The following is a 21,404-nucleotide window of genomic DNA, read 5'->3' on the forward strand; positions in this document are numbered from 1 at the left end:
CTTGAGGGCCACCGCGGTGCACCCAAGCTGGTGCACGCGGGCGAGCGGACGTCCCATCCCTGGGGCAGGCTGTGCAGCCCGTCACGCCCGAGGCTTCCGCGGTGGTGCACGGGAGACCGTGCGACCAATGGCGGGGTTACGTCATGTCACCATTCCGGCAGAAATCTAACTTGTCGGGGAGTGAGCATGAGGATGCTGAGCAAGCTGCCGGTCGCGCGGCGGCTGGGGCTGGGGTTCGGCCTGGTGACGGTACTGATCGCGCTGTTCGCGGTGCTGGCCTGGGTGCAGTTGCAGCGCATCGAGGCGGCGCTGGAAGAGGTGGTGGATGACCGCTACCCGAAGATCACGTTGGCGCGGGACTTGGCCGATGGCGTCAATCAGCAGACGCGCAACCTGCGCAGCGCCATCATCGCGGCCGGTCGCGGGCCGGGCGCGCAAGTCGATGAGTACGTCGGCCTGGTGCAAACGGCGGCCCAGGACAATTTGGCACGCATGGCGCGGCTGGAGCGTCTCGTCAACACGCCGCGCGGTGCCGAGCTCTTCCAGCTGATGCAGAGCACCGGCGTGGCCTACAACGAGGCCCGCGAGACCAATCTGCGTCTGCTGCGTGAAGGCAAGGCTGATGAAGCCGGCGCTCATTCCCTCGGGGCTTTCCGCCCGGTCCAGCGCGCCCATCTGGAGGCGCTGGAGAAGATGGTCAAGTTCCAGCAGGGCCTGATGGTCGACAGCACGGCTCAGGCCAAGGGGCGGGTGGCGCAAACCGTCACCTGGACGCTCGTCACGGCCGCGGCGGTGCTGCTGCTGTCGCTTGCCTTCGCCTGGGCCATCACCCGGTCACTGCTCGGTGAGCTGGGCGGCGAGCCGGCGCTGGCACGCTCCACGGCGCGACGCATTGCCGCCGGTGACCTCACGGGCGCCGTACCCGTGCGCGCCGGTGACGAGACCTCGCTGATCGCGGCGATGTCTGCCATGCAGCGGGCGCTGGTTGATACCGTCAACGGTGTGCGGCGCGGCAGCGAATCGGTCGCCACCGCCTCGGCCCAAATTGCGCAAGGCAACCAGGATCTGTCGGGCCGCACCGAAGAACAGGCCAGTGCGCTCGAGCAGACGGCCGCGACGATGGAAGAGCTCGGCGGCGCGGTCAGCAGCACGACCGAAGGCGCACGCCAGGCCAGCGAGTTGGCCCAAACGGCCGCCCAGGTGGCCGAAGAAGGCGGCAGTGCCGTGGGCGATGTGGTCACCACCATGGAGGGCATCAGCGATTCCAGCCGCCGGGTGAGCGACATCCTCGGCGTCATCGACAGCATCGCATTCCAGACCAACATCCTGGCCCTGAACGCGGCTGTCGAGGCAGCGCGTGCCGGTGAACAAGGGCGTGGCTTCGCGGTGGTGGCGAGCGAGGTCCGTGGCCTGGCCCAGCGCAGTGCCGACGCGGCCCGTGAGATCAAGAGCCTGATCGCCCACAACCTGACGCAGGTCGAGCGCGGCGTGGCGCAGGCCGAGCGCGCGGGTCAGACCATGCAGGGCATCGTCACGTCCATCCAGCGGGTCAGTGCGCTGGTGGGCGAGATCAGCGCGGCAGCGGCCGAGCAAGGGCGTGGCATCCAGCAGGTGGGCGAGGCCGTGACGCAGATGGACCAGGTCACCCAGCAGAACGCCGCCCTCGTCGAGGAAAGCGCCGCCGCCGCGGAAAGCCTGAAGCGCCAGGCGGAGCAGCTGGTTCAGGCGGTGGCGGTGTTCAGGGTCTAGAGCGACGGCAGGTGGCCGGCACGCTGACAAAAGATCAGGCCGCTGCCTCGCGCTTGAGCAGGGCGGCTTCGCGTTCGGATCGAAGCCATTCTTCGCGCACAAGCCTGACGGTCGCTGCGCTGAGCGACAGCGCACGCGCGACTTCCATGATCGTCATGCCACTCATCAGGGCGTGAATCACCTGGGCGGCCATCGGCGAGGCCTCGGCTGCAGTCACCTCTATGGACACGGTCTCCGGGTCGGTGTGGTGCGTCTCGCGGAACTGGAAGCGGACATCACCGTCAGCCCCGACAACCTCATCACCCGACAACCTCAAGCCCGCGCAAGGCAGTACGGCCCGCAGGGATGCCTCGCCATACACATCGACAGCCGCCTGGATCCCGCCCGGTGTTGCATCTCGCTCCAGGCGGCGCAACAGTCCGAGCAGCCTGACGTCATCGTCCCAGCCTGGGGCGTCCCGGTCCAGAGCATGGATGGACTGGGCCAAGTCGGCTTCGGCGCTCACCCACCCGGGGCGGCTGCGATGGCTGCTCAGGCGCTTCATGGCGTCAGTCTACTCCTCACAAAACCGGCAAGGTCAAGCGCTTGGCCTTGATGAACGCCCGCAGCCGCTGGCCGCCCAGGCCGTTCAGTTCGAGATGTCCACGCCAATGGCCGCCCTTGAGCAGCAGCGCGCTCAGTCCATGCTGCAGGCCGAGTGCATTTTTGACCTTGGCCCCTGGGTCGATGTCCACGACTTCAAACACGCCTGCCGGGTCGTCGTTGGCAAGGATGCCGAGGACGGCGGCAGACAGTGGCCGGCCGTGCACCAGCGCGAATGTGGTCACCACATCGGCGTGCAACTTCAAGAAGTTCTGCCGGATCACGCCTCTCAATGTCGTCCACTCATCGAGATCGACCGGGCAGAAACCCGTGCGTGGCCACAAGACGCTCCCCAAGGTCAGCCCGGCGGTCAGCTCGATCGCCTTGACACCCAGGGCCGGGTAGACGACCGAGGCATTCGCCATGGCCTGATCGCTCAGCCCCGCGCCGTCGCCGGCCCGCTTCGGATGGCGGGTCATGAACGCATGCTCGACGACGCCCCGCTTGAAGTCCACCGCACGAGAAAGGTAGGCCAGGGGACCTTTGGCGTCTGCCAGCATCATCCAGAATCGCCCGCGCTGCGCGGGGCCCAGGTGAACACGAACCGCAACTGGCGTCGGGAAGCCGTAACCCAGGGCCTCCCACGTTGCGGGCTGCCGCGCACGGACTGCCCCGAGCGCGGCCAGACGTTGCTGTTGGATGACGCGGTCACGGGTGTTGAGCCGCTTGAACCAGGCCGACCCACTGTGCGAGAAGCCTTCAGGCAGGGCAATGACCCGCCGCCCCACCCATTCGTTGGCCGAAAGGAGTGCGGGCCGCAGACGGGCCGGCACGTGGCGATGCTTGGTGACCGAAAAGGTCGACATCCATCGCGGAACCCGTACGACGCCGGCGCTCGCTCGACCGTGCTGCTTCATCCTCTCCCTCCCGTTCGTTGGTTGGGATTGTGCTGCGTCGTTTGGGAGTGCCGCGCCTGGCGCACGGCCCGCGTGTGCCGCCTGCTGGCGCGGCCGTGCACAGGCGAGGCCTAGAGCGTCGTGCTGCGCTTGCGCGCCATCGGCGGGCTCTTGGCGAAGTAGCGGGCGATGCCGGTGGCCAGCGCGTCGACGAGTTGGTCCTGGTAGTCGGGGTCGCGGAGCTTCTTCTCTTCTTCGGGGTTGGAGATGAAGGCGGTCTCGACCAGGATGCTCGGGATGTCCGGGGCCTTCAGCACCGCGAAGCCTGCCTGCTCGACGCGGGGCTTGTGCAATCTGCCGACCTTGCCGATCTGGCCGAGCACTTCGCCGCCGAGCTTGAGGCTGTCCTTGATCTGGGCCGTGGTGCTCATGTCGAGCAGGGCACGCAGCACGTTGGCGTCCTTGGTGGCCGTGCCGACGTTGACGCCGCCGACCATGTCGGCCGCGTTTTCACGGTCGGCCATCCAGCGCGCGGCGGCACTGGTGGCAGCGCCGTCACTGAGCACGAAGACCGAGGCGCCACGCGCCTGGGGCGTGATGAAGGCATCGGCGTGGATGGACACGAAGAGATCGGCCTGCACGCGGCGGGCCTTGCGCACCCGCTCGTGCAGGGGCACGAAGAAATCGGCGTCGCGCGTCATCAGCACGCGGATATTGGGGTTGGCAGTCAGCCGCTCGCGCAGTTTGTGGGCCACCTTCAGCACGACGTCTTTCTCGCGCAGGCCGGTCGGCCCGATGGCGCCGGGGTCCTCGCCGCCGTGGCCCGGGTCCAGCGCAATGATGATGAGACGGTCGATCTTGGGTTCGGGCGCGGGCGGCGGTGGCGGCGCGGGCTTGGATGCTGCGACCGTAGGCGGCGCGGCGGGGGGCGGCAGGGGCGGTGTGGGCGGGCGCTCGATCTTCTGGATCAGCTCACCCAGCGCGTCGTTGACGGCGCTGGCCGCTGCCTCGGCGCGCTGCGCGGGGGAGGGCGGTGACGCGGGCGCCGCGGGCTTCTTGCTGCCTTCCTGGGCCAGAGCGAGCAGCGGGTCGGCGGCCACAGGCGGATAAAGGTCGAACACCAGGCGATGCTTGTAGGCCGCCACGGGCGCGAGTGTGAAGATCTGCGGTGCCACGGGCTGGCGCAGGTCCAGCACGATGCGCACCACGGTGGGCGTGTTCTGCCCGACGCGCACACCGCTGATGTAGGGGTCGTCGGGCTTGACCTTGCCGATCAGCTCGCGCAGACCGGGGCTGAGGTCCAGGCCGTCGATGTCGATGACGAGCCGGTGCGGGGCCTCGACCATGAAGTGGCGGGTCGACAGCGGCTTGTCGGACTCCAGCGTGACGCGGGTGTATTCCTGTGCCGGCCAGACCCGTACCGCCACGATGCTGGCCTGCCCCGGGGCGGCGGGCGCAGCCAGAGACTCGGGCGCCTTCAGCAGCAAAGCGAGCAGGCCGAGGGAGCTGCGGCGCTTCATCGCAGGGCCTCCACCAGGCGAGGGGCGCCGACGACCCGCACGCGGCGGCTGTCATCGGATTGCAGCTCAATGAAGAACTGCAGGTCGGCCGGCGGCAATTGGCCGGCGGCCTTCTCGGGCCATTCGCAGACCTTCAGGCCCGGTGCGGCGAACACGTCGCGAAAGCCCGCGTCTTCCCACTCACGCGGGTCACCGAAGCGATAGAAGTCGAAGTGGCTCGCCACACCGCCGGCGGGCAGCTCGTAGCTTTCCATGACGGCGTAGCTGGGGCTCTTGATGCGGCCCTGCACGCCCAGCGCCCGCAGCAGCAGCCGCGCGAAGGTGGTTTTGCCGGCACCCAGCGGGCCGTGCAGTTCCAGGAGGGCATCCGGCAGCGGGAGAAGGGCACGCGCCAGTCGCTCGGCGCTGGTCTGGGCTGCAGCCTCGTCGGGCCACAGCAGCTCGGTTTCTAGAATCGCGGCCAAATGCAAGAAGTCCCGTCCTCTGTCGATGCCGCCGCGCTGTTGCAAGGTTTGCGCGGCTGGGCGCATGAGCTCGGATTCTCACAGATCGCGGTGGCGGATGTGGACCTCAGCAGTGCGGAGCCGGGGCTGCTGGCGTGGCTGGAGGCAGGGCATCACGGACGCATGCACTACATGGCCGCGCACGGCCTGAAACGGGCGCGCCCGGCGGAGCTGGTGCCGGGCACCTTGCGCGTGATCACGGCCCGCATGGATTACCTGCCGCGTGACACCCAGCCCGGCTGGCAGGCCGTGGAATGGGCGGGTCTGGCGCGCCCGGCCCAGGCTCAGGTCTCGATATACGCCCGAGGCCGGGACTATCACAAGGTGCTGCGCCAGCGCCTGCAGAAGTTGGCCGACCGCCTGGTGGCCGAGGTCGGGCCACTCGGTTACCGCGTGTTCACGGACTCGGCGCCCGTGCTGGAGGTGGAGCTGGCCACGCGCTCCGGCTTGGGCTGGCGGGGCAAGCACACGTTGACCCTCCACCGCGAGGCCGGTTCGATGTTCTTCCTGGGCGAGATCTTCATCGACCTGGCCTTGCCGCTCACCGATCCGGTCACCGCGCACTGCGGCGAGTGCACGGCCTGCCTGCAGGCCTGCCCGACGGCAGCCATCACGGCCCCGTACCGGGTGGATGCGCGACGCTGCATTTCCTACCTGACCATCGAGCACGACGGCCCCATTCCACCGGAGCTTCGCGCGGCGATGGGCAACCGGGTGTACGGCTGCGACGACTGCCAGCTGACCTGCCCGTGGAACAAGTTCGCCCAGCCGGCGATGCTGGCGGATTTCGATGTCCGGCCCGGCATGGCGGGCACGCCGATTGCCACGCTGCTCGATTGGGACGAGGCCGAGTTCCTGCGCCGCACCGAGGGCTCGGCGATTCGCCGCATCGGCTTCGTCCGCTGGCGTCGCAATCTGGCTGTGGCCGCGGGCAACGCGTTGCGGCAGGCCGATGACGCCGGCCTGCGTGCGGCCTTGAATCGTGCCGCCCAGGGCGCAGATGCCCTGGTGGCGGAACACATCGCGTGGGCCTTGTCTGCCCCGGCGGCTGCTGACGCGTTATCGTCCGGCCCGCCTTTCACTGGAGTCAGTTGAATGTCGTCTTTCCTGCGTCGTCGCACTGTTGCTCTTGCCATGGCCGCTGCGGCCACCGTGGCTGCGTTGCCCGCGCAGGCGGTTCGCTATGAGGGGCAGGACTTCCCGGATTCCCTGTCGCTGGGGGGTAGCACGCTCACGCTCAACGGCACCGGCAAGCGGCAGGTGGCCATCTATCCGCTGTATCTGGCGGCGCTGTACTTGCCGCAAAAGGCCGGCGCACCCGACGCCATCTACAGCCAGACCGGCCCCAAGCGCCTGGAGATGCGCATCGTCATTCCGCTCGTGAAGGACGTGTCGACCCAGGAGTTCGTCAAGGCCATCAACAAGGGTGTGAACCGCAACTCCACCGAGGCCGAGAAGGCCGCCGTGGCTGAGCGGGTGAAGCAGTTCAACGCGGCGATTGCCGAGGTGGGGCGGGTCAAGAAGGGCGACCTGCTGCATATCGACTACCTGCCCGCGCAGGGCGGCACCATCGTGACCGTCAACGGCAAGGTCTGGGGCCAGCCCATCGAGGGGCAGGATTTCTACACCGCCTTCCTGAAGGTCTTCCTGGGCGACAACAACAGCGACGCGCGGCTGCGCGCCGGATTGCTGGGCCAGCCGGGCTAGCATCGCGCCGTCGCAAGCCTCGCCACATCCAACACAGGAGACCGCCTCATGCAACGACGTACCGTCCTCCAAGCCGCCGCGCTCGCCTCGCTCAGCCCCGCTGCCTGGGCCCAGGGCTACCCGAACAAGCCGGTTCGCCTGATCGTGCCCTTTGCGCCGGGTGGCACCACGGACATCATTGCCCGCATCGTGTCGGAGCGCATGGCCGGCCTGCTGGGCCAGACCATGGTGGTGGACAACAAGGCCGGTGGCGGCGGCACGGTCGGCGCGACGGAGATCGCCCGCGTGGCCCCTGACGGCTACGCCCTGGGTGTGGCCACGGTCTCCACGACGGCGGCCAATCCGGCGATCAACCCCAAGATCGCCTACAACCCGCTGACCGACTTCACGCCCATCATCAACATGGCCGCGACGCCGAACGTCATCGCGGTGCATCCGAGCTTCCCGGCGCGCGACTACAAGGCCTTCGTGGCCGAGCTCAAGAAGAACCCGGCCAAGCACAGCTACGCGACCTCGGGCACCGGCGGCATCGGCCATCTGCAGATGGAGCTCTACAAGACGCTGGCGGGCGTCTATGTGCTGCACATCCCCTACCGCGGTGCTGGCCCGGCCCTGAACGACACGGTGGCCGGCCAGGTGCCGATGATCTTCGACAACCTGCCGTCGGCGCTGCCTTTCATCAAGGATGGCCGGCTCATCCCGATCGTGGTGGCTGCGCCGCAGCGCGTGGCGGCCCTGCCCAATGTGCCGACCTTCAAGGAAGTCGGCCTGGAGCCGGTCAACCGCATGGCCTATTACGGCATCCACGGCCCCAAGGGCCTGCCGCGCGACATTGTCGACAAGGTCAACGCCGCAGTGCGCAAGGCGCTGGAGCTCCCCGACGTGAAGAAGCGCATCGAAGACACCGGCTCGCTGATCGTGGCCAACACGCCCGAGCAGTTCGCGGCGCAGATTGCTGCGGAGTTCGAGGTCTACAAGAAAGTCGTCGCTCAGCAAAAGCTCAAGCTTGATTGATATGAAGCCCCTCGCCCAAGGCTTACCTTGGTCGGTCTCCCGAGGGGACGGCGATGCTGGCCGGATTGGCCGGCCAGCACATCGCCAAGACGTGCCGGCTTGGGAGCGGCCCGGCGCTCGGCACGTTTGAATGCCTTTGCCCGGTGTGGATGCCGCCATTGAAGCCTTCATCGAGGCGCTCTGGCTGGAAGACGGCCTGAGCGCCAACACGCAGGCGGCCTACCGGCGCGACCTGAGCGCGCTGGCGGCCTGGCTGAAGCCGGAGCCGCTGGATGCTTGCACCGAGCTGCAGCTCTTCGAGTACGCCGCCGCGCGGCCCGCCGGCAAGGCCACGAGTGCCAACCGGCGGCTGTCCGTCTTCAAGCGCTATTTCCGGTGGGCGCTGCGCGAGGGCCGCATCCAGGTAGACCCCACCCTCAAGCTCACCACCGCCAAGCAGCCGCTGCGGGTGCCCAAGCTGTTGAGCGAAGCCCAGGTGAGCGCCTTGCTGGCCGCGCCCGACGTCGACACGCCGTTGGGCCTGCGCGACCGGGCCATGCTGGAGTTGATGTATGCCAGTGGGCTGCGGGTCAGCGAGTTGGTCACGCTCAAGAGTGCGCATGTGGCTTTCAAGGACGCCGTGCTGCATGTGACCGGCAAGGGCAGCAAGGCGCGCCTCGTGCCTTTCGGGGAGCACGCACGCGACTGGATGCAGCGCTACCTGCGCGAGGCGCGCGCACAGATCCTGGCGGGGCGCAGCAGTGACGACCTCTTCGTCACCGCACGCGGCGCCGGCATGACGCGCCAGATGTTCTGGACGCTGATCAAGCGCCATGCGCTGGCCGCGGGTATCACAGCGCCGCTGTCGCCTCACACCTTGCGCCATGCCTTCGCCACGCACCTGCTCAACCATGGTGCAGACCTGCGCGCGGTGCAGCTTCTTCTGGGGCACGCAGACCTGTCGACGACGCAGATCTACACCCATGTGGCGCGCGAACGCCTCAAAGCGTTGCACGCCGAGCACCATCCCAGGGGCTGAGCGCTTCGATCGGTGTTTTCCCGCGTCGCAGGGGGTGGGGCGATCCCTGTCGGCAGGCCACAACACCCAGGCCTGAAGGCGGCCCGGCCAGGGGCAAACTCCGCCGCCATCACCTACACGCCCCGGAGTCGCCCCATGCACGCCATTCGCCTGCTGCCCACTGCGCTTGCCGCGCTGAGCCTCTTCTCCGCCACCGCCGCGCTGGCCCAGGACAACAGCCTGGAGCGCGTCACCGTCGTCGGTTCCCGCAAGTCCCTGCCGGCGGCCTCCAGCACCGACACCCTGGTGCCCGTGGACATCTACTCGATGGGCAAGGTGGCGGAAGGCGGCGGTCAGTTCGACCTGGCCCAGTCGCTGCAATACCTGTCACCGTCGTTCAACTCCACCCGCCAGACCGGTGCGGACGGCGCCGACCTGATCGATTCCGCCGCGCTGCGGGGCCTGGGTTCTGACCAGACGCTCGTGCTGGTCAACGGCAAGCGCCGCCATACGGTGGCCCTGGTCAACCTGTTCGGCGCCCGCAACCGCGGCAGCACCGGCACCGACATGAACTCCCTGCCGCTGCTGGCCATCGACAACGTGCAGGTGCTGCGCGACGGCGCCGCCGCGCAGTACGGCTCGGACGCCATTGCCGGCGTCATCAACGTGCAGCTCAAAAAGAAGGCCGGCTGCGAGGCGGTGGCCGGCTACGGGCAGTACTCGGCCGGCGACGGCAAGAACTGGCTGGCCTCGGCCTACTGCGGCGTGAAGATCGCCGACGGCACCCTGGGTATCACCGGCGAGTGGCAGGACCGGGGCCGCTCCAACCGGGCTGACCCCGGCAGCCTGCGCACCATCGGCGACACCAAGGTCGAGAACAAGACCCTCTACCTGAACGGCGAGTTCCCGGTCGCCGGTGCCGACAAGCTCTACGTGACCGCCGGCGCGCAGGACCGCGACGCCTCGTCGGCCGCCTGGGCCCGCGGCGGTGTGGGCTCCGACGACATCCCGAGCCGCAACTCGGCCGCGATGTACCCGGACGGCTTCGTGCCCTACATCAACGGCAAGATCGAGGACCGCTACCTGATCGTGGGCTGGAAGTCGGCGTTCGCCGGCTGGGACACCGACCTATCGCAGACCTATGGCAGCAACAAGCTGCGCTACGACATCAGCAACACGCTGAACGCTTCCATCGCGAACAAAGACCTGCTGGCCGGTGGCAAGGGCATCAGCCCGACCAACTTCGACGCCGGCGGTTTCGGTTTCAGCCAGGCCACGACCAACTTCGACATCAGCCGCTTCTTCCCGGACCTGCTCGGTGGCAGCAACATCGCTTTCGGCGCCGAGTACCGCAAGGAGAAGTACAACATCGTCGCGGGCGAGCCGGGCTCCTACATCGACGCTGACGGCGTCGGCTTCGGCGGCAACGCGGGCAGCCAGGGCTTCCCGGGTTTCCAGCCGTCGGACGCCACCAACAAGAGCCGCAACAGCCAGGCGCTGTACGTCGACTGGGAGGCCAACCTGACGCCGGCCCTCACCGTGGACGCCGCCGTGCGTGCCGAGCACTACAGCGACTTCGGCTCCGCCACGACCGCCAAGCTCGCCGGCAGCTTCAAGGCCAGCAAGGAGGTGCTGCTGCGCGGCGCCGCCAGCACGGGCTTCCGTGCGCCCAGCCTGCAGCAGCTGTACTTCTCGTCGACCTTCACCGACTTCATCAGCGGCAAGCCGCTGGACGTGGTGTTGGCGCCCAATGGCAGCAAGATCACGGCGGCCGCCGGCGTGCCGGCGCTCAAGCAGGAGAAGTCCAAGAACTACACCTTGGGCATCACGGTGAAGCCCAGCACCGACACGGCGTTCACGGTCGACCTCTACCAGATCAACATCCGCGACCGCATCGTGCTGTCGGGTCGCTTCGATGAAGACAACTATCCCGCCCTCGGCGCGATCCTGCAGTCCCTGGGCGTGGGCCAGGCGCAGTTCTTCGTCAACTCCATCAACACCCGCACCCGCGGCCTGGACCTGACGGCCTCCACCCGCACCAAGCTCGGCGGTGGGCAGCTCAACACTTTCCTGGCGCTGAACGTCAGCAGCACGCGCGTCACCAACATCAACGCACCCGACAAGCTCAAGGGCTATGAAGACGTGCTGCTGTCCGAGCGCGAGCGCCTGTTCATCGAGCAGGGCGGCCCGCGGTCCAAGGCGACCCTGGGCTTCGAGTACAGCGAGGGCGCCTGGACGGGCGAGGCCAAGGTCATCCACTTCGGCAGCCAGACCCAGGGCACGTTCTCCGGCCCGCCGGTGCCCAACCTGCACTACAAGCCCAAGACTTCCATGGACCTGGGCCTGAGCTGGCAGGCCACGCCGGCGCTGAAGCTCAGCGTGGGTGGCAACAACGTGTTCAACGTGAAGCCCACCCGCCAGAACCCGGACGAGACCGACAACGGCTTCTACTACGACAGCGTGCAGTTCGGCCTGAACGGCGCGTCCTACTACGCACGGGCCTACTACCGCTTCTGAGTCCCTCAAGGACAATCAGGGCGAATGGACCACAGTTTTCTCTCCGCCCTGATCCTGCTGCTGCTGGTGCTCGACCCGCTCGGCAGCCTGCCCATCTTCATTCCCATCATGCGCGCGGTGCCCAAGGAGCGCCGCACGCGGGTGGCCATCCGCGAGGTGGGCATCGCGTTTTGCGTGCTCTTCGCCTTCATGTTCGTGGGCGAGAGCTTCCTGCGTGTGATGCACCTGTCGGAGCGGTCGCTGGAGGTGGCCGGCGGCGTCATCCTCGTGATCATCGCCATCCGCATGATCTTCGGCAGCTCGGGCGAATCGGCCTACGGGCTGGAGCCGGGCAAGGAGCCGCTGATATTCCCGCTGGCCGTGCCGCTGCTGGCCGGCCCGTCGGCCATGGCGACGGTGCTGCTGCTGGCCTCACGCCAACCGGACCGCATTTATGAATGGATTGGTGCGCTGAGCGCGGCGATGCTGGTGTCGGGCCTGGTGCTGGTGCTGGCCGACCGCATCCGCAAGCTGCTGGGTGATTCGGTGGTGTCGGCCATCGAGAAGCTGATGGGCCTGGTGCTGACGGCCATCGCCGTGGAGATGATCCTGGCGGGCCTGAAGCGCTACTTCGTCGGCGGCCTCTAGGAGCCTGCGCGGCCAGGCCGCCGACCGGCGGCGCAGCGTCTCACTTCTGCTTCTTGGCTTCCTTGCCCTTGGGGATGACGGCGGTCATCGGCGCCACGGGCCGGTCGGCGCCGGCGGACTTGCCCTGGGGCGCGTCCTTCTTGGGCTTTTTCGTCATCTTGTTGCCGCGCTGTTCGGTGTTGGCCATACGTCCTCCGTGCAAGTGGATAAGAGAAGAACCCGGGACTATGCCTCAGCAGCGTAGCGCGCCCGGGCAGGGCTTTCCTGCCACTGTGCGGCAGTGATGTCGTAGCGCTTGCAATCCATGTCGTACCAGCGCCCGGTGCCGCAGTAGCGCATGCCCAAGCGCTCCATGACGGCCGCCGAGGCGGTGTTGGGCGGCTGGCAGACCGCGCAGATGAGCGCGGGCTGCAGCGTGGCGAACGCCCAGCCCACCATGTGACGGGCGGCTTCGCTGGCGTAGCCCTGACCCCAGGCGTCGGGGCGCAGGCGCCAGCCGGTCTCCAGGGGCTGGGCTCGGTCGCGGTTCAGGTGCTGGATGCAGCCCATGCCGATGACGTCCCCATCCGAACGCTGCCGGAACGCCCACCACGAGTAACCGAACTCGGCCCAGCGCGCCTTCACGCGCTCGATCATGGCCTGGGTCTCCTCGCGGGTTTCAGCCTTGCCGGTGATGTAGCGCATGACGACCGGATCGCTGTTGAGACGGGCCAGGCCGTCGAGGTGGCTGTCATCCAGCGGCTCCAGGTGCAGGCGAGGGGTCAAGAGGGTGGTCATGGCGACGTCGATCGGGGTAGCAAGGACGGGTGGATTGTTGGCGGCGCGATTCTCACGATTCGAAAGTCACTTTTTACATGGTGAAACCGCGGCATGCTGCGGTGCCGCAAGATTTCTCATTATGAAGAATACGTTTTTGCGATTTGGAATGCACGCGCTAAGTCATTGAATCGTAAAGACAAAGATTTTTGTCTTCTATAAGACTTACGCTTGCCGTGGCGCCGCTGAGGGCCTAGTCTTGAGCCATCGGTTTTCAACGTTCTTGCCAAGGAGCTCTCCATGACCCGCCTCACCCGTGAACAACAAATCGCCGCCCTCGAGAAGGACTGGGCCGAGAACCCGCGCTGGAAGGGCATCAGCCGCGGCTACACCGCGGCCGACGTCGTCCGCCTGCGCGGCAGCCTGCCCATCGAGCACACCCTGGCCAAGCGCGGCGCTGAGAAGCTGTGGGGCCTGGTCAACTCCGAACCCTTCGTCAACGCGCTCGGCGCGCTGACCGGCAACCAGGCCATGCAGCAGGTCAAGGCCGGCCTGAAGGCCATCTACCTGTCCGGCTGGCAGGTGGCGGGTGATGCCAACTCCAACGGCGAGATGTACCCCGACCAGTCCCTGTACTCGGTGGACTCGGTGCCCAAGGTCGTCAAGAAGATCAACGCCACCTTCAAGCGCGCAGACGAGATCCAGTGGAGCGAAGGCAAGGACGACATCGACTTCTTCGCGCCCATCGTGGCCGATGCCGAGGCCGGCTTCGGCGGCGTGCTGAACGCCTTCGAGCTGATGAAGGCCATGATCGAGGCGGGTGCCGCCGGCGTGCACTTCGAAGACCAGTTGGCCAGCGCCAAGAAGTGCGGCCACATGGGCGGCAAGGTGCTTGTGCCCACCCGTGAAGCCGTGGCCAAGCTCGTGGCGGCCCGTCTTGCGGCCGACACCATGGGTGTGCCGACCGTGCTGGTGGCCCGCACCGACGCGGAAGCCGGCGACCTGGTCACCAGCGACATCGACGACAACGACAAGCCGTTCTGCACCGGCGAGCGCACGGTCGAAGGCTTCTATCGCACCCGCAACGGCCTGGATCAGGCCGTCAGCCGCGGCCTGGCCTACGCACCGTACGCCGACCTGATCTGGTGCGAGACTGGCAAGCCTGACCTGGCCTACGCCAAGGCCTTCGCCGAGGCCATCCACGCCAAGTTCCCGGGCAAGCTGCTGGCCTACAACTGCTCGCCGTCTTTCAACTGGAAGAAGAACCTGGACGACGCCACCATCGCCAAGTTCCAGCGCGAGCTCGGCGCCATGGGCTACAAGTTCCAGTTCATCACGCTGGCGGGCTTCCACAGCCTGAACTACTCGATGTTCAACCTGGCTCACGGCTATGCCCGCAACCAGATGAGCGCCTTCGTCGAGCTGCAGGAAGCCGAGTTCGCGGCCGCCGAGAAGGGCTTCACCGCGGTCAAGCACCAGCGTGAAGTCGGCACCGGCTACTTCGACGCCGTCACCACCACCATCGAGGCCAATGCCTCCACCGCCGCGCTCAAGGGCTCGACCGAAGACGAGCAGTTCTTCGACGCCAAGCACGGCTGATCCGAGCAATCACAGTCAGCGTCAACTCCTGACTTTTACGACCCGCTTCGGCGGGTCTTTTTGTTTCTCGGCTGCGCTGTCATGCAGTCGTCACGTGCGGGTCACAAACTGCGCGCATGAACACAAGAACGACAACAACAAAGTTCAAGCTCTCTGCGCGTCTGGGAGCGTGGTGGCAACAGCGGCAAGACAGCCGCGCACAGGCCGTGCTGCAGCGCCGATGCCCGGCGGCGGCGCTGGCGGCGGCACAGATTCCGCCCGAAGTGCATGCCGCCTGGGTGCGACTGGCGCCACAAGAGTTTCCAGGGCTGCGGGTCGACACCGTCGCCTGGCGGCAATCGGCCGTGGCCCTGGCTCAGTTCTTCGAGGCCTGCCGGCTGCAGCGCGGGCACGGCCCCTGCGCGCTGCCCAGCAGGGCGGCCGACTCGGTCTGGCATGTCTGGCTGGCGGTGGATGCGCCCGGCCTGGCCGCCTGGCAGGCGCGCTACTTCGGCCAGACGGTGGCTCATCATGAGGCCGCGGCGCTCGGGCCTTCGCTGGACGACAGCATCGCGCGAGCCTGGATGGGGGCCTGCCGCAGCGAGGGCCTGAGCCCGCTGGGGCCGCGGCTGCCGGTGGTCTTCGGGCTCGATGCGCAGCTGGGCTTGCCCAGCGGCTGGGCCTATGGCTTTGGGCGCCAGGGCCTCGTGCATCGGCCGATCGATGCCTGGGGGCGCGCCCATGGCAGCCCGGTGTTGCACGCGGCTGCCACAGGCGCTGGTTTGGTGGGCCTGGGGCTGCTCACCGAAGCGGAGTTGCAGGCCCTGCGTCGCCAGGCTGGCGCCTCAGGCAGCAGCTGTGGCGGCTGGATGGCCGATGGCAGCAGCGGTGATGCGTGCAGCGATGGCGGCTCCGGCGATTGCAGTGGGGGCAGCAGTTGCGGTGGTGGCTGCGGCGGTGACTGAGGAGCCACACGCCCGCAGCACTGCCCCGGCCAGCGCCTGACTACCGGCGCGCCACCTGGAAGGTGCCGACGACACCGTTCAGGGCAATGGCCTGTTCGCGCAGGCTCTCAGCCGCCGCGGTGGACTGCTCCACCAGCGCCGCATTCTGCTGCGTGACCTGATCCAGCTGAGCGATCGCGATGTTCACCTGCGCGATGCCGTCCGACTGCTCTGCGGTTGCGGTCGTGATCTCGCCCATGATGTCCTTCACGCGCTGGACTGCGCCCACGAGCTCATCCATCGTCTTGCCCGCCTCGGCCACCAGGCGCGCGCCGGCTTCCACCCGCTCCACGCTGCTGCCGATCAGGCTCTTGATCTCTTTGGCTGCATCGGCCGAGCGGCCGGCCAGGGAGCGCACTTCGCCGGCCACCACCGCAAAGCCGCGACCCTGTTCGCCGGCACGGGCGGCTTCCACGGCGGCGTTCAGCGCCAGGATGTTGGTCTGGAAGGCAATGCCATCGATCACGCCGATGATGTCGGCGATCTTGCGCGAGCTGGTGTTGATCTCGTCCATGGTGTGCACCACCTGGGCCACCACCTCACCCCCGCGCTGGGCCACGCTGGCGGCCGACACGGCGAGTTGGTTGGCCTGACCGGCCGCAGCCGCTGAGTGCTGCACGGTGCTGGTCAGCTCTTCCATCGCGCTGGCGGTTTCTTCCAGGCTGGAGGCTGCCTTCTCGGTGCGCCCACTCAGGTCGTGGTTGCCGCTGGCGATTTCACTGGAGGCCGTGCCGATCGATTCGGCAGAGTCGCGGATGCTGCCGATCGTCTGTGCCAGCGTCTCGCGCATGCGGCGCAGCGTGGTCTGCAGCTGGCCGATCTCGTCGGCCCGCGCGGCCATGCCCTGGCCCGACCGCATCAAGTTGCCATCGGCCACGCGTTCGGCCAGCTCGTTCGCAGCCGCCAGCGGCACCGTGATGCTGCGCGTGGTGTGCCATGCGGCGCCGGCGCCCAGTGCGAGGATCAAGACACCCAGGCTGAGCAGAACGGTACGGCCACTGCTATTGCTGGAATTGATGCCGGCAGCCGTCTCGTCAATCTCCTTGCGTTGGTGATCCAGGAACTCCTGCATGCGCTCCAGGTACACCTTGGCGCCCGGCGCGAAGACGTCGTTGAAGACCTTGTCGGCCTCCTCGGCCTGGCCATCCTTCTTGAGCTTGACGATCTGGTCGCGCGAGTCGATGTAGACCTTGCGCGCCTTGCCGACCGCGTCAAACAGCGCCTGTTCCTCGGGGGAGCGGATCAGGCCCTTGAGCTTCTCCTGCATTTCTCCGGAGCTCTTGGTGGACTGGGCCTGGTCTTCCTTGAACAACTCCACCAGCGACGCGTCCGAGCTCTTCGCGATCGCCATTGTCCGGCGCACCCCGGCATTGATGTTGCGGCTCCAGTCTGAAATGAGGCGCTCCTTGGCCAGAGGCTCGGCCATCATCTGCCGGGTGGCCGCGGCGGTGGCGTCGAGCCGCCAGACCGCCAGCGCAATCACGAACCCCGCCAGCACGAGCACCAACGCGAAGCCCGCCGCAAGTCGTTTCCCGATGGACAGCTTGATCATCTTCTTCTCCTGTTCTCAGGGGCGGCACCAAGGCGCCCACGTCAACGCACGATGCTAGTGCGCGGCCCGCGCGGCGGCGGGGTTCAGAGCGGGACTTCGGTCACGCTCTGCCCGGTTACAAACGATGCGCAATGAGGAGGAGGTCGGCCGCTTCAGCGCGCGGCGGCCAGCAGCGCACGGTAGTCGTCGGCGCTGGCCAGGCGTGGATTGGTCTTGTGGCAGTGGTCCAGCAGGGCGCGTTCGATGATGGCGTCATCGAGCTCAGGGCCGACGCCCATCGCGGCCAGGCCCGCCGGCAGGCCCAGGCGCGCGTTCATCGCGGCCAGCGCATCGGCGACCGCATCGGCATCACGGCCGGGCAGATCCATTGCCTGGGCGAGTCGCTCGATGCGCCGCTCGCGACGCACGCTGTCGGCCTCGGCGTTGAAGCGGATGACCGCGGGCAGGAAGACGGCATTCAGGGTGCCGTGGTGAAGCCAGGGGTTCAAGCCGCCGAGCGCATGGCTCAGCGAGTGCACGGCGCCCAGGCCTTTCTGGAAGGCCATCGCCCCATGCACGCTGGCGCACATCATGTCCATGCGGGCCTCGCGGTCCTGGCCGTCGCGCGTGGCGCGCTCGATGGCACCCCAACCGCGCCGCAGGCCCTCCAGCGCAATGCCATCGGCGGGCGGGTTGAAGGCCGGCGCGAGGAAGGTCTCGATGCAATGCGCAATCGCGTCCATGCCCGTGGCAGCGGTCAGGGCCGGCGGCAGTTTGAGCGTCAATGCCGGGTCGCAGATGGCGGCCTTGGGCAGCAGCTCCCAGTTGTGAAAGCCCAGCTTGCGGCCATCGTCCACGATGATGATGGCGCCGCGCGCCACTTCGCTGCCAGTGCCAGCGGTGGTGGGCACCGCGATCAGCGGCAGCACGCGCGACGTGATGTTCACCGCGCCGCCCTCGATGGTGGCCCAGCGCTTGAGCGGGCCCTCATGGGTGGCGGCAATCGCGACGCCCTTGGCCAGGTCCATGCTGGATCCTCCGCCGATGGCGATCAGGCCGTCGCAGCCCTGCGCCTGGCAAGCCTGCACCGCCAGCCGCACCGCGGCTTCCGTCGGATTGGCGGGCGTCTGGTCGAAGACCGGCGGCTTCTCGGTGAATGCGGCCAGCGCTTCGTCAAGCACGCCCGCTGCGCGGACCCCGGCATCCGTGACGACGAGCGGGCGGCGGATGCCGATGCGCTCACATTCCGCCGGCAGCAGCCGGCTGGCGCCGAAGTCGAGTTCGATGCGGGTCAGGTACAGGATCTGGGCCATGGGCAATGCTCCGGCAAGGTCGGTCAGCGTCTCGGGCCATCGTAGTGCGCGAGGGCCGGGCCAGGCGTCGTGCACGTGACGCGCAAGCGCCGACAATCCGCCCCCGATGACTCCTCCCACCCAGCTCCTGACCCCGCGCATGGCGGGCGTGCTTGAACGCATCCACCGCGCCAAGCGGCCGCCGTTTCACAGCCTCACGCCGCGCGAGGCCCGCATCGCCTACCGCATGGGCGCCGAGATCCTGGACTTGCCGCGCGCGCCTCTCCCGCGTGTCGAGGACCTGACCGCCGGCGGGCGTCCGGCGCGGCTCTACGCACCGAGTACGGAGCGCTTGCCAGTGATGCTCTACCTGCACGGGGGCGGCTTCACCATCGGTGACCTGGAGACCCATGACAGCCTGTGCCGCCAGCTGGCGCTGCGCAGCGGCGTGGCGGTGCTGGCGCTGGACTACCGCCTGGCGCCCGAGCATCGCTTCCCGGCTGCGGTCGATGATGCGTGGGCGGCGCTGGGCTGGCTGCATGAGCGGGCCGCCAGCCTGGGGCTCGACGGCAGCCGGCTGGCTGTTGGCGGTGACAGTGCCGGCGGCACGCTGGCCGCCACAGCGGCCTTCCATGCGCGGGACCAGGGCCTGCCGTTGGCGCTGCAGCTTCTGATCACGCCCGGCACCGCCAGTGCGCCCAACACGGTGTCGCACCGGTTCTTTGCCAATGGCTTCTTGTTGGATGCCGCCAGCATTGCCTGGTTCTTCGATCACTACATCGACGCCGGCCAGCGACATGACTGGCGCTTTGCGCCGCTTGAGGCCGATGATCACAGCGGCCTGGCGCCGGCCTGCGTGGTGCTGGCCGAGTGCGACCCGCTGGTGGACGAAGGCCTCGCCTACGCGGACACCCTCAGGGCTGCGGGTGTCAACGTGCAGCTGGAGCTGTATCGTGGCGTAACGCACGACTTCATCAAGATGGGCCGTCAGCTGCCCGAAGCCTTGACCGCGCTCAATGCCTGCGCCGAGGCGCTCAAGAACCATCTGCTGCCATGAAACGCACCGACTTCCGCCACCTCGAATCCCTGCGCGTGCGCTGGGCCGAGATCGATGCCCAGGGCATCGTCTTCAACGGGCACTACCTGACCTACCTCGACACCGCCATCAGCGGCTACTGGCGGGCCCTGGCCATGCCATACCACGACACCATGAAGAGCCTGGGCGGCGACCTCTACGTGCGCCGCGCCACGCTCGACTACCGTGGCTCGGCCCGTTATGACGACCGGCTGGACATCGGCATCCGGGTGCGCGAGTTCGGCAACAGCTCCATGATGGTGGACGCGGCCGTCTTCCACGGCGAGCAGATGCTGGTGAAGGCCGAGATGATCTATGTCTTCGCCGACCCTGCCACGCAGACGCCGCTGCGTCTGCCGGATGCGCTGCGGCAGGTCATCCACGACTTCGAAGCCGGCAAACCGGTGGTCGAGGTGGCGCTCGGTTCCTGGGCCGACTTGGGCGAAGCGGCGACCGCCATTCGCCGCCAGGTCTTCGTCGAGGAGCAGCACATCCCGGCCGACCTGGAGTGGGACAGCGCCGACGCCGCCTGCCTGCACGCGCTGGCGCGCAACCATTTCGGTGTGCCGTTGGCCACCGGCCGGCTGCTGGAACATGTGCCGGGCGTGGCCAAGATCGGCCGCATGGCGGTGTCGCGCGCGATGCGCGGCACCCGCATTGGCCGCCAGGTGCTGGATGCGCTGATGGCCGAGGCGCGTCGCCAGGGCTACCGCGAGGTGCTGCTGCACGCGCAGTTGTCGGCCGAGAACTTCTACCTGCGCGCTGGCTTCCAGCGTCGTGGCGAGCCCTTCGAGGAGGCGGGCATCGGCCACGTGGAGATGGTGCGGGCGCTCTGAGCCCCCGCGGCACGCGCGCCGCCGGGCGGATCAGCCCAGCATCTCGAAGCGTTCCACCCGGCGCTCGGTCGCGATGAAGCCTGCCATCGCTGCCGCCACCTGCGGCTCACGGTGCGTCCAGCCCTCAGGGTAGATCTCCATCCAGGTCCAGCGGCCTTCGGCATCGGGCTCCGGGCGCTGCAACAACTCGATCGGGGCCTCGACACGGGCCTTGCGGAAAGCGGTCAACGCCGGCTCCGCCTGGTCAGCGGCGACGCGGTAGTACACATAGAGCTGCATGCTCAGTCCTGCGGCGGGATCTCGTAGGGCAGGGGGCGCAGCCGCAGGGCGGGGCCGCTGGCGCTGCCCAGGTGCAGGCTGCCGCCGTCGAGCGCAGCGAGCTTGATCTCGGCGGTGAGCCGTGTCACGCCGCCGCGACTGCCCGAGCCGGCCACGACACCTGCCGGCTGCTCGGGGTCGGCGCCGTGGAAGATCTCCTGACCGATGCTGGCTGTGGCGTCGGTCTCGAACACCTGCAACCGGCGCTTGAGCGTGCCGCGGTACTGGCTGCGCGCGACGATCTCCTGGCCGGGGTAGCAGCCCTTCTTGAAGTTCACGCCGCCCAGTACTTCGAAATTGATCATCTGCGGCACGAAGGCTTCGACGGTGGCAGCGCGCACCCACGCCTGGCCAGCGTCGGCTTCAGCCCAGGCCCAGTCTTCGGCGGACATCGTGGCGGCTGCGGGGGGCACCTCGGCGGCGGCTTGGATGCGCAGTGCGCGACCAGGGCCAGGCAGGCTGACCTGGACCGCGGCGCCGTCGCGCTGCAGCGTCCACGGCTCGGCGGGAGCGGTGCCTAGCAGGCCATAGACGGCGAACTCGGCGCTGGCGTCACTGAGCTTGCATTTGGCACGCAGCACGAACATCGACAGGCGCTTCAGCGTGGCGGCCAGGGTGTCGGCGGGCAGGGCGAGCAGAATCTCGTCGTCGCCGCCGCGCCAGCCCACCATCGTGGCCAGCAGCCGGCCCTTGGCGGTGCAAAAGCCCGCCAGACGTGCGTGGTCGCGGTCCAGCAGGGCGAAGTCTTGTGTGAGCTGTCCATGCAGGAAGCTGGCGGCATCGGCGCCTTGTGCGCGGATGACGCCCCAATCGGAGAGTCGCAGTTGAGTGGTCTCGGGCATGGTGGGAATTATCATCGGCGCCCTTTCTCCGGGCCTGATTCACCAGGCAAAGCTCAGGGC

At 68.0% G+C, this 21,404-nt stretch carries 21 protein-coding genes; 11 read left to right on the forward strand and 10 right to left on the reverse strand.

The annotated features are described in order from the left end of the window. The first annotated feature begins 186 nt into the window (after window positions 1–186). The gene (locus CDO81_RS19410) at window positions 187–1,749 is read left to right on the forward strand and encodes a methyl-accepting chemotaxis protein (protein WP_088484884.1); all 1,563 of its coding nucleotides are present in this window, start codon (window positions 187–189) and stop codon (window positions 1,747–1,749) included. Window positions 1,750–1,783: 34 nt separating this feature from the next. Here the strand turns inward: CDO81_RS19410 and CDO81_RS19415 are convergent, their stop codons facing one another. The 4 genes from CDO81_RS19415 to tsaE all read right to left on the reverse strand — a co-directional run bounded on the left by CDO81_RS19415 (window position 1,784) and on the right by tsaE (window position 5,217). Further along, the gene (locus CDO81_RS19415) at window positions 1,784–2,293 is read right to left on the reverse strand and encodes a helix-turn-helix domain-containing protein (RefSeq protein WP_088484885.1); all 510 of its coding nucleotides are present in this window, start codon (window positions 2,291–2,293) and stop codon (window positions 1,784–1,786) included. A gap of 16 nt (window positions 2,294–2,309) precedes the next feature. After that, window positions 2,310–3,248: a hypothetical protein gene (locus CDO81_RS19420; RefSeq protein ID WP_144397311.1), complete on the reverse strand. Its 939-nt coding sequence runs from the start codon at window positions 3,246–3,248 to the stop codon at window positions 2,310–2,312. 110 nt (window positions 3,249–3,358) lie between these two features. Further along, window positions 3,359–4,747: an N-acetylmuramoyl-L-alanine amidase gene (locus tag CDO81_RS19425; RefSeq protein WP_088484887.1), complete on the reverse strand. Its 1,389-nt coding sequence runs from the start codon at window positions 4,745–4,747 to the stop codon at window positions 3,359–3,361. Continuing rightward, on the reverse strand, window positions 4,744–5,217 hold the full coding sequence (gene tsaE, locus CDO81_RS19430; RefSeq protein WP_241517073.1) for a tRNA (adenosine(37)-N6)-threonylcarbamoyltransferase complex ATPase subunit type 1 TsaE: 474 nt from the start codon (window positions 5,215–5,217) through the stop codon (window positions 4,744–4,746). The genes CDO81_RS19425 and tsaE overlap by 4 nt, the downstream gene beginning before the upstream one ends. On the opposite strand from tsaE, the gene queG reads away from it, so the two are divergent. From queG to CDO81_RS19460, 6 genes are all read left to right on the forward strand, one after another. Beyond that, a complete protein-coding gene (gene queG / locus CDO81_RS19435; RefSeq protein WP_193466521.1) occupies window positions 5,212–6,345 on the forward strand; it encodes a tRNA epoxyqueuosine(34) reductase QueG in 1,134 nt (377 codons plus the stop codon). The genes tsaE and queG overlap by 6 nt on opposite strands. Next, a complete protein-coding gene (locus CDO81_RS19440; RefSeq protein WP_088484890.1) occupies window positions 6,346–6,957 on the forward strand; it encodes a chalcone isomerase family protein in 612 nt (203 codons plus the stop codon). 48 nt (window positions 6,958–7,005) lie between these two features. Next, entirely contained in the window at window positions 7,006–7,971 is a 966-nt protein-coding gene (locus CDO81_RS19445; RefSeq protein WP_088484891.1) for a tripartite tricarboxylate transporter substrate binding protein BugE, read from the forward strand. Window positions 7,972–8,101: 130 nt separating this feature from the next. Further along, complete coding sequence (gene xerD / locus CDO81_RS19450; protein WP_088484892.1) at window positions 8,102–8,989, forward strand: site-specific tyrosine recombinase XerD; 888 nt, start codon at window positions 8,102–8,104, stop codon at window positions 8,987–8,989. 135 nt (window positions 8,990–9,124) lie between these two features. Continuing rightward, window positions 9,125–11,485: a TonB-dependent receptor plug domain-containing protein gene (locus CDO81_RS19455; protein WP_088484893.1), complete on the forward strand. Its 2,361-nt coding sequence runs from the start codon at window positions 9,125–9,127 to the stop codon at window positions 11,483–11,485. A gap of 24 nt (window positions 11,486–11,509) precedes the next feature. Beyond that, on the forward strand, window positions 11,510–12,112 hold the full coding sequence (locus tag CDO81_RS19460; RefSeq protein WP_088484894.1) for a MarC family protein: 603 nt from the start codon (window positions 11,510–11,512) through the stop codon (window positions 12,110–12,112). A 40-nt stretch (window positions 12,113–12,152) separates the two neighbouring features. Here the strand turns inward: CDO81_RS19460 and CDO81_RS28380 are convergent, their stop codons facing one another. Continuing rightward, entirely contained in the window at window positions 12,153–12,299 is a 147-nt protein-coding gene (locus CDO81_RS28380; RefSeq protein WP_168928271.1) for a hypothetical protein, read from the reverse strand. 38 nt (window positions 12,300–12,337) lie between these two features. Further along, entirely contained in the window at window positions 12,338–12,889 is a 552-nt protein-coding gene (locus tag CDO81_RS19465; RefSeq protein ID WP_088484895.1) for a GNAT family N-acetyltransferase, read from the reverse strand. A 279-nt stretch (window positions 12,890–13,168) separates the two neighbouring features. Here CDO81_RS19465 and aceA point away from each other — a divergent pair, with 279 nt between their 5' ends. Together aceA and CDO81_RS28185 are read left to right on the forward strand one after the other, a co-directional pair. Further along, a complete protein-coding gene (gene aceA, locus CDO81_RS19470) occupies window positions 13,169–14,467 on the forward strand; it encodes an isocitrate lyase (RefSeq protein ID WP_088484896.1) in 1,299 nt (432 codons plus the stop codon). A gap of 116 nt (window positions 14,468–14,583) precedes the next feature. Next, window positions 14,584–15,411: a hypothetical protein gene (locus CDO81_RS28185; protein ID WP_158218350.1), complete on the forward strand. Its 828-nt coding sequence runs from the start codon at window positions 14,584–14,586 to the stop codon at window positions 15,409–15,411. Between the two features lie 40 nt (window positions 15,412–15,451). Here the strand turns inward: CDO81_RS28185 and CDO81_RS19480 are convergent, their stop codons facing one another. Beyond that, window positions 15,452–17,002 (reverse strand): methyl-accepting chemotaxis protein, encoded by a 1,551-nt coding sequence (locus tag CDO81_RS19480; RefSeq protein WP_088484898.1) that lies wholly within the window; start codon window positions 17,000–17,002, stop codon window positions 15,452–15,454. A 152-nt stretch (window positions 17,003–17,154) separates the two neighbouring features. After that, the gene (locus CDO81_RS19485; protein ID WP_088484899.1) at window positions 17,155–18,294 is read right to left on the reverse strand and encodes an iron-containing alcohol dehydrogenase; all 1,140 of its coding nucleotides are present in this window, start codon (window positions 18,292–18,294) and stop codon (window positions 17,155–17,157) included. 139 nt (window positions 18,295–18,433) lie between these two features. Between CDO81_RS19485 and CDO81_RS19490 the strand changes: the two genes are divergently transcribed. After that, window positions 18,434–19,330, forward strand: coding sequence for an alpha/beta hydrolase (locus CDO81_RS19490; protein ID WP_088485034.1), 897 nt, complete (start codon window positions 18,434–18,436; stop codon window positions 19,328–19,330). Continuing rightward, window positions 19,327–20,184, forward strand: coding sequence for a YbgC/FadM family acyl-CoA thioesterase (locus CDO81_RS19495; protein WP_088484900.1), 858 nt, complete (start codon window positions 19,327–19,329; stop codon window positions 20,182–20,184). The genes CDO81_RS19490 and CDO81_RS19495 overlap by 4 nt, the downstream gene beginning before the upstream one ends. Window positions 20,185–20,214: 30 nt before the next feature. Here CDO81_RS19495 and CDO81_RS19500 read toward each other — a convergent pair whose 3' ends face one another. Further along, window positions 20,215–20,463: a DUF4936 family protein gene (locus tag CDO81_RS19500; protein WP_088484901.1), complete on the reverse strand. Its 249-nt coding sequence runs from the start codon at window positions 20,461–20,463 to the stop codon at window positions 20,215–20,217. A gap of 2 nt (window positions 20,464–20,465) precedes the next feature. Next, complete coding sequence (ygfZ, locus tag CDO81_RS19505) at window positions 20,466–21,344, reverse strand: CAF17-like 4Fe-4S cluster assembly/insertion protein YgfZ (protein ID WP_088484902.1); 879 nt, start codon at window positions 21,342–21,344, stop codon at window positions 20,466–20,468. Window positions 21,345–21,404: the final 60 nt, after the last annotated feature.

This window comes from Roseateles puraquae (genome assembly GCF_002205845.1).
In the GTDB taxonomy this organism is placed as follows: domain Bacteria; phylum Pseudomonadota; class Gammaproteobacteria; order Burkholderiales; family Burkholderiaceae_C; genus Pelomonas; species Pelomonas puraquae.

What these genes read in the sequence shown, in the direction of transcription:
- queG (WP_193466521.1), top strand. Translation starts at nt 5,212, where the DNA reads ATGCAAGAAGTCCCGTCCTCTGTCGATGCCGCCGCGCTGTTGCAAGGT.
- CDO81_RS28380 (WP_168928271.1), bottom strand. Translation starts at nt 12,299, where the DNA reads ATGGCCAACACCGAACAGCGCGGCAACAAGATGACGAAAAAGCCCAAG.
- CDO81_RS19410 (WP_088484884.1), top strand. Translation starts at nt 187, where the DNA reads ATGAGGATGCTGAGCAAGCTGCCGGTCGCGCGGCGGCTGGGGCTGGGG.
- CDO81_RS19425 (WP_088484887.1), bottom strand. Translation starts at nt 4,747, where the DNA reads ATGAAGCGCCGCAGCTCCCTCGGCCTGCTCGCTTTGCTGCTGAAGGCG.
- CDO81_RS19465 (WP_088484895.1), bottom strand. Translation starts at nt 12,889, where the DNA reads ATGACCACCCTCTTGACCCCTCGCCTGCACCTGGAGCCGCTGGATGAC.
- CDO81_RS19460 (WP_088484894.1), top strand. Translation starts at nt 11,510, where the DNA reads ATGGACCACAGTTTTCTCTCCGCCCTGATCCTGCTGCTGCTGGTGCTC.
- aceA (WP_088484896.1), top strand. Translation starts at nt 13,169, where the DNA reads ATGACCCGCCTCACCCGTGAACAACAAATCGCCGCCCTCGAGAAGGAC.
- CDO81_RS19485 (WP_088484899.1), bottom strand. Translation starts at nt 18,294, where the DNA reads ATGGCCCAGATCCTGTACCTGACCCGCATCGAACTCGACTTCGGCGCC.
- xerD (WP_088484892.1), top strand. Translation starts at nt 8,102, where the DNA reads ATGCCTTTGCCCGGTGTGGATGCCGCCATTGAAGCCTTCATCGAGGCG.
- CDO81_RS19500 (WP_088484901.1), bottom strand. Translation starts at nt 20,463, where the DNA reads ATGCAGCTCTATGTGTACTACCGCGTCGCCGCTGACCAGGCGGAGCCG.
- CDO81_RS19480 (WP_088484898.1), bottom strand. Translation starts at nt 17,002, where the DNA reads ATGATCAAGCTGTCCATCGGGAAACGACTTGCGGCGGGCTTCGCGTTG.
- CDO81_RS28185 (WP_158218350.1), top strand. Translation starts at nt 14,584, where the DNA reads ATGAACACAAGAACGACAACAACAAAGTTCAAGCTCTCTGCGCGTCTG.
- CDO81_RS19440 (WP_088484890.1), top strand. Translation starts at nt 6,346, where the DNA reads ATGTCGTCTTTCCTGCGTCGTCGCACTGTTGCTCTTGCCATGGCCGCT.
- CDO81_RS19415 (WP_088484885.1), bottom strand. Translation starts at nt 2,293, where the DNA reads ATGAAGCGCCTGAGCAGCCATCGCAGCCGCCCCGGGTGGGTGAGCGCC.
- CDO81_RS19445 (WP_088484891.1), top strand. Translation starts at nt 7,006, where the DNA reads ATGCAACGACGTACCGTCCTCCAAGCCGCCGCGCTCGCCTCGCTCAGC.
- CDO81_RS19455 (WP_088484893.1), top strand. Translation starts at nt 9,125, where the DNA reads ATGCACGCCATTCGCCTGCTGCCCACTGCGCTTGCCGCGCTGAGCCTC.
- ygfZ (WP_088484902.1), bottom strand. Translation starts at nt 21,344, where the DNA reads ATGCCCGAGACCACTCAACTGCGACTCTCCGATTGGGGCGTCATCCGC.
- CDO81_RS19490 (WP_088485034.1), top strand. Translation starts at nt 18,434, where the DNA reads ATGGCGGGCGTGCTTGAACGCATCCACCGCGCCAAGCGGCCGCCGTTT.
- CDO81_RS19495 (WP_088484900.1), top strand. Translation starts at nt 19,327, where the DNA reads ATGAAACGCACCGACTTCCGCCACCTCGAATCCCTGCGCGTGCGCTGG.
- CDO81_RS19420 (WP_144397311.1), bottom strand. Translation starts at nt 3,248, where the DNA reads ATGAAGCAGCACGGTCGAGCGAGCGCCGGCGTCGTACGGGTTCCGCGA.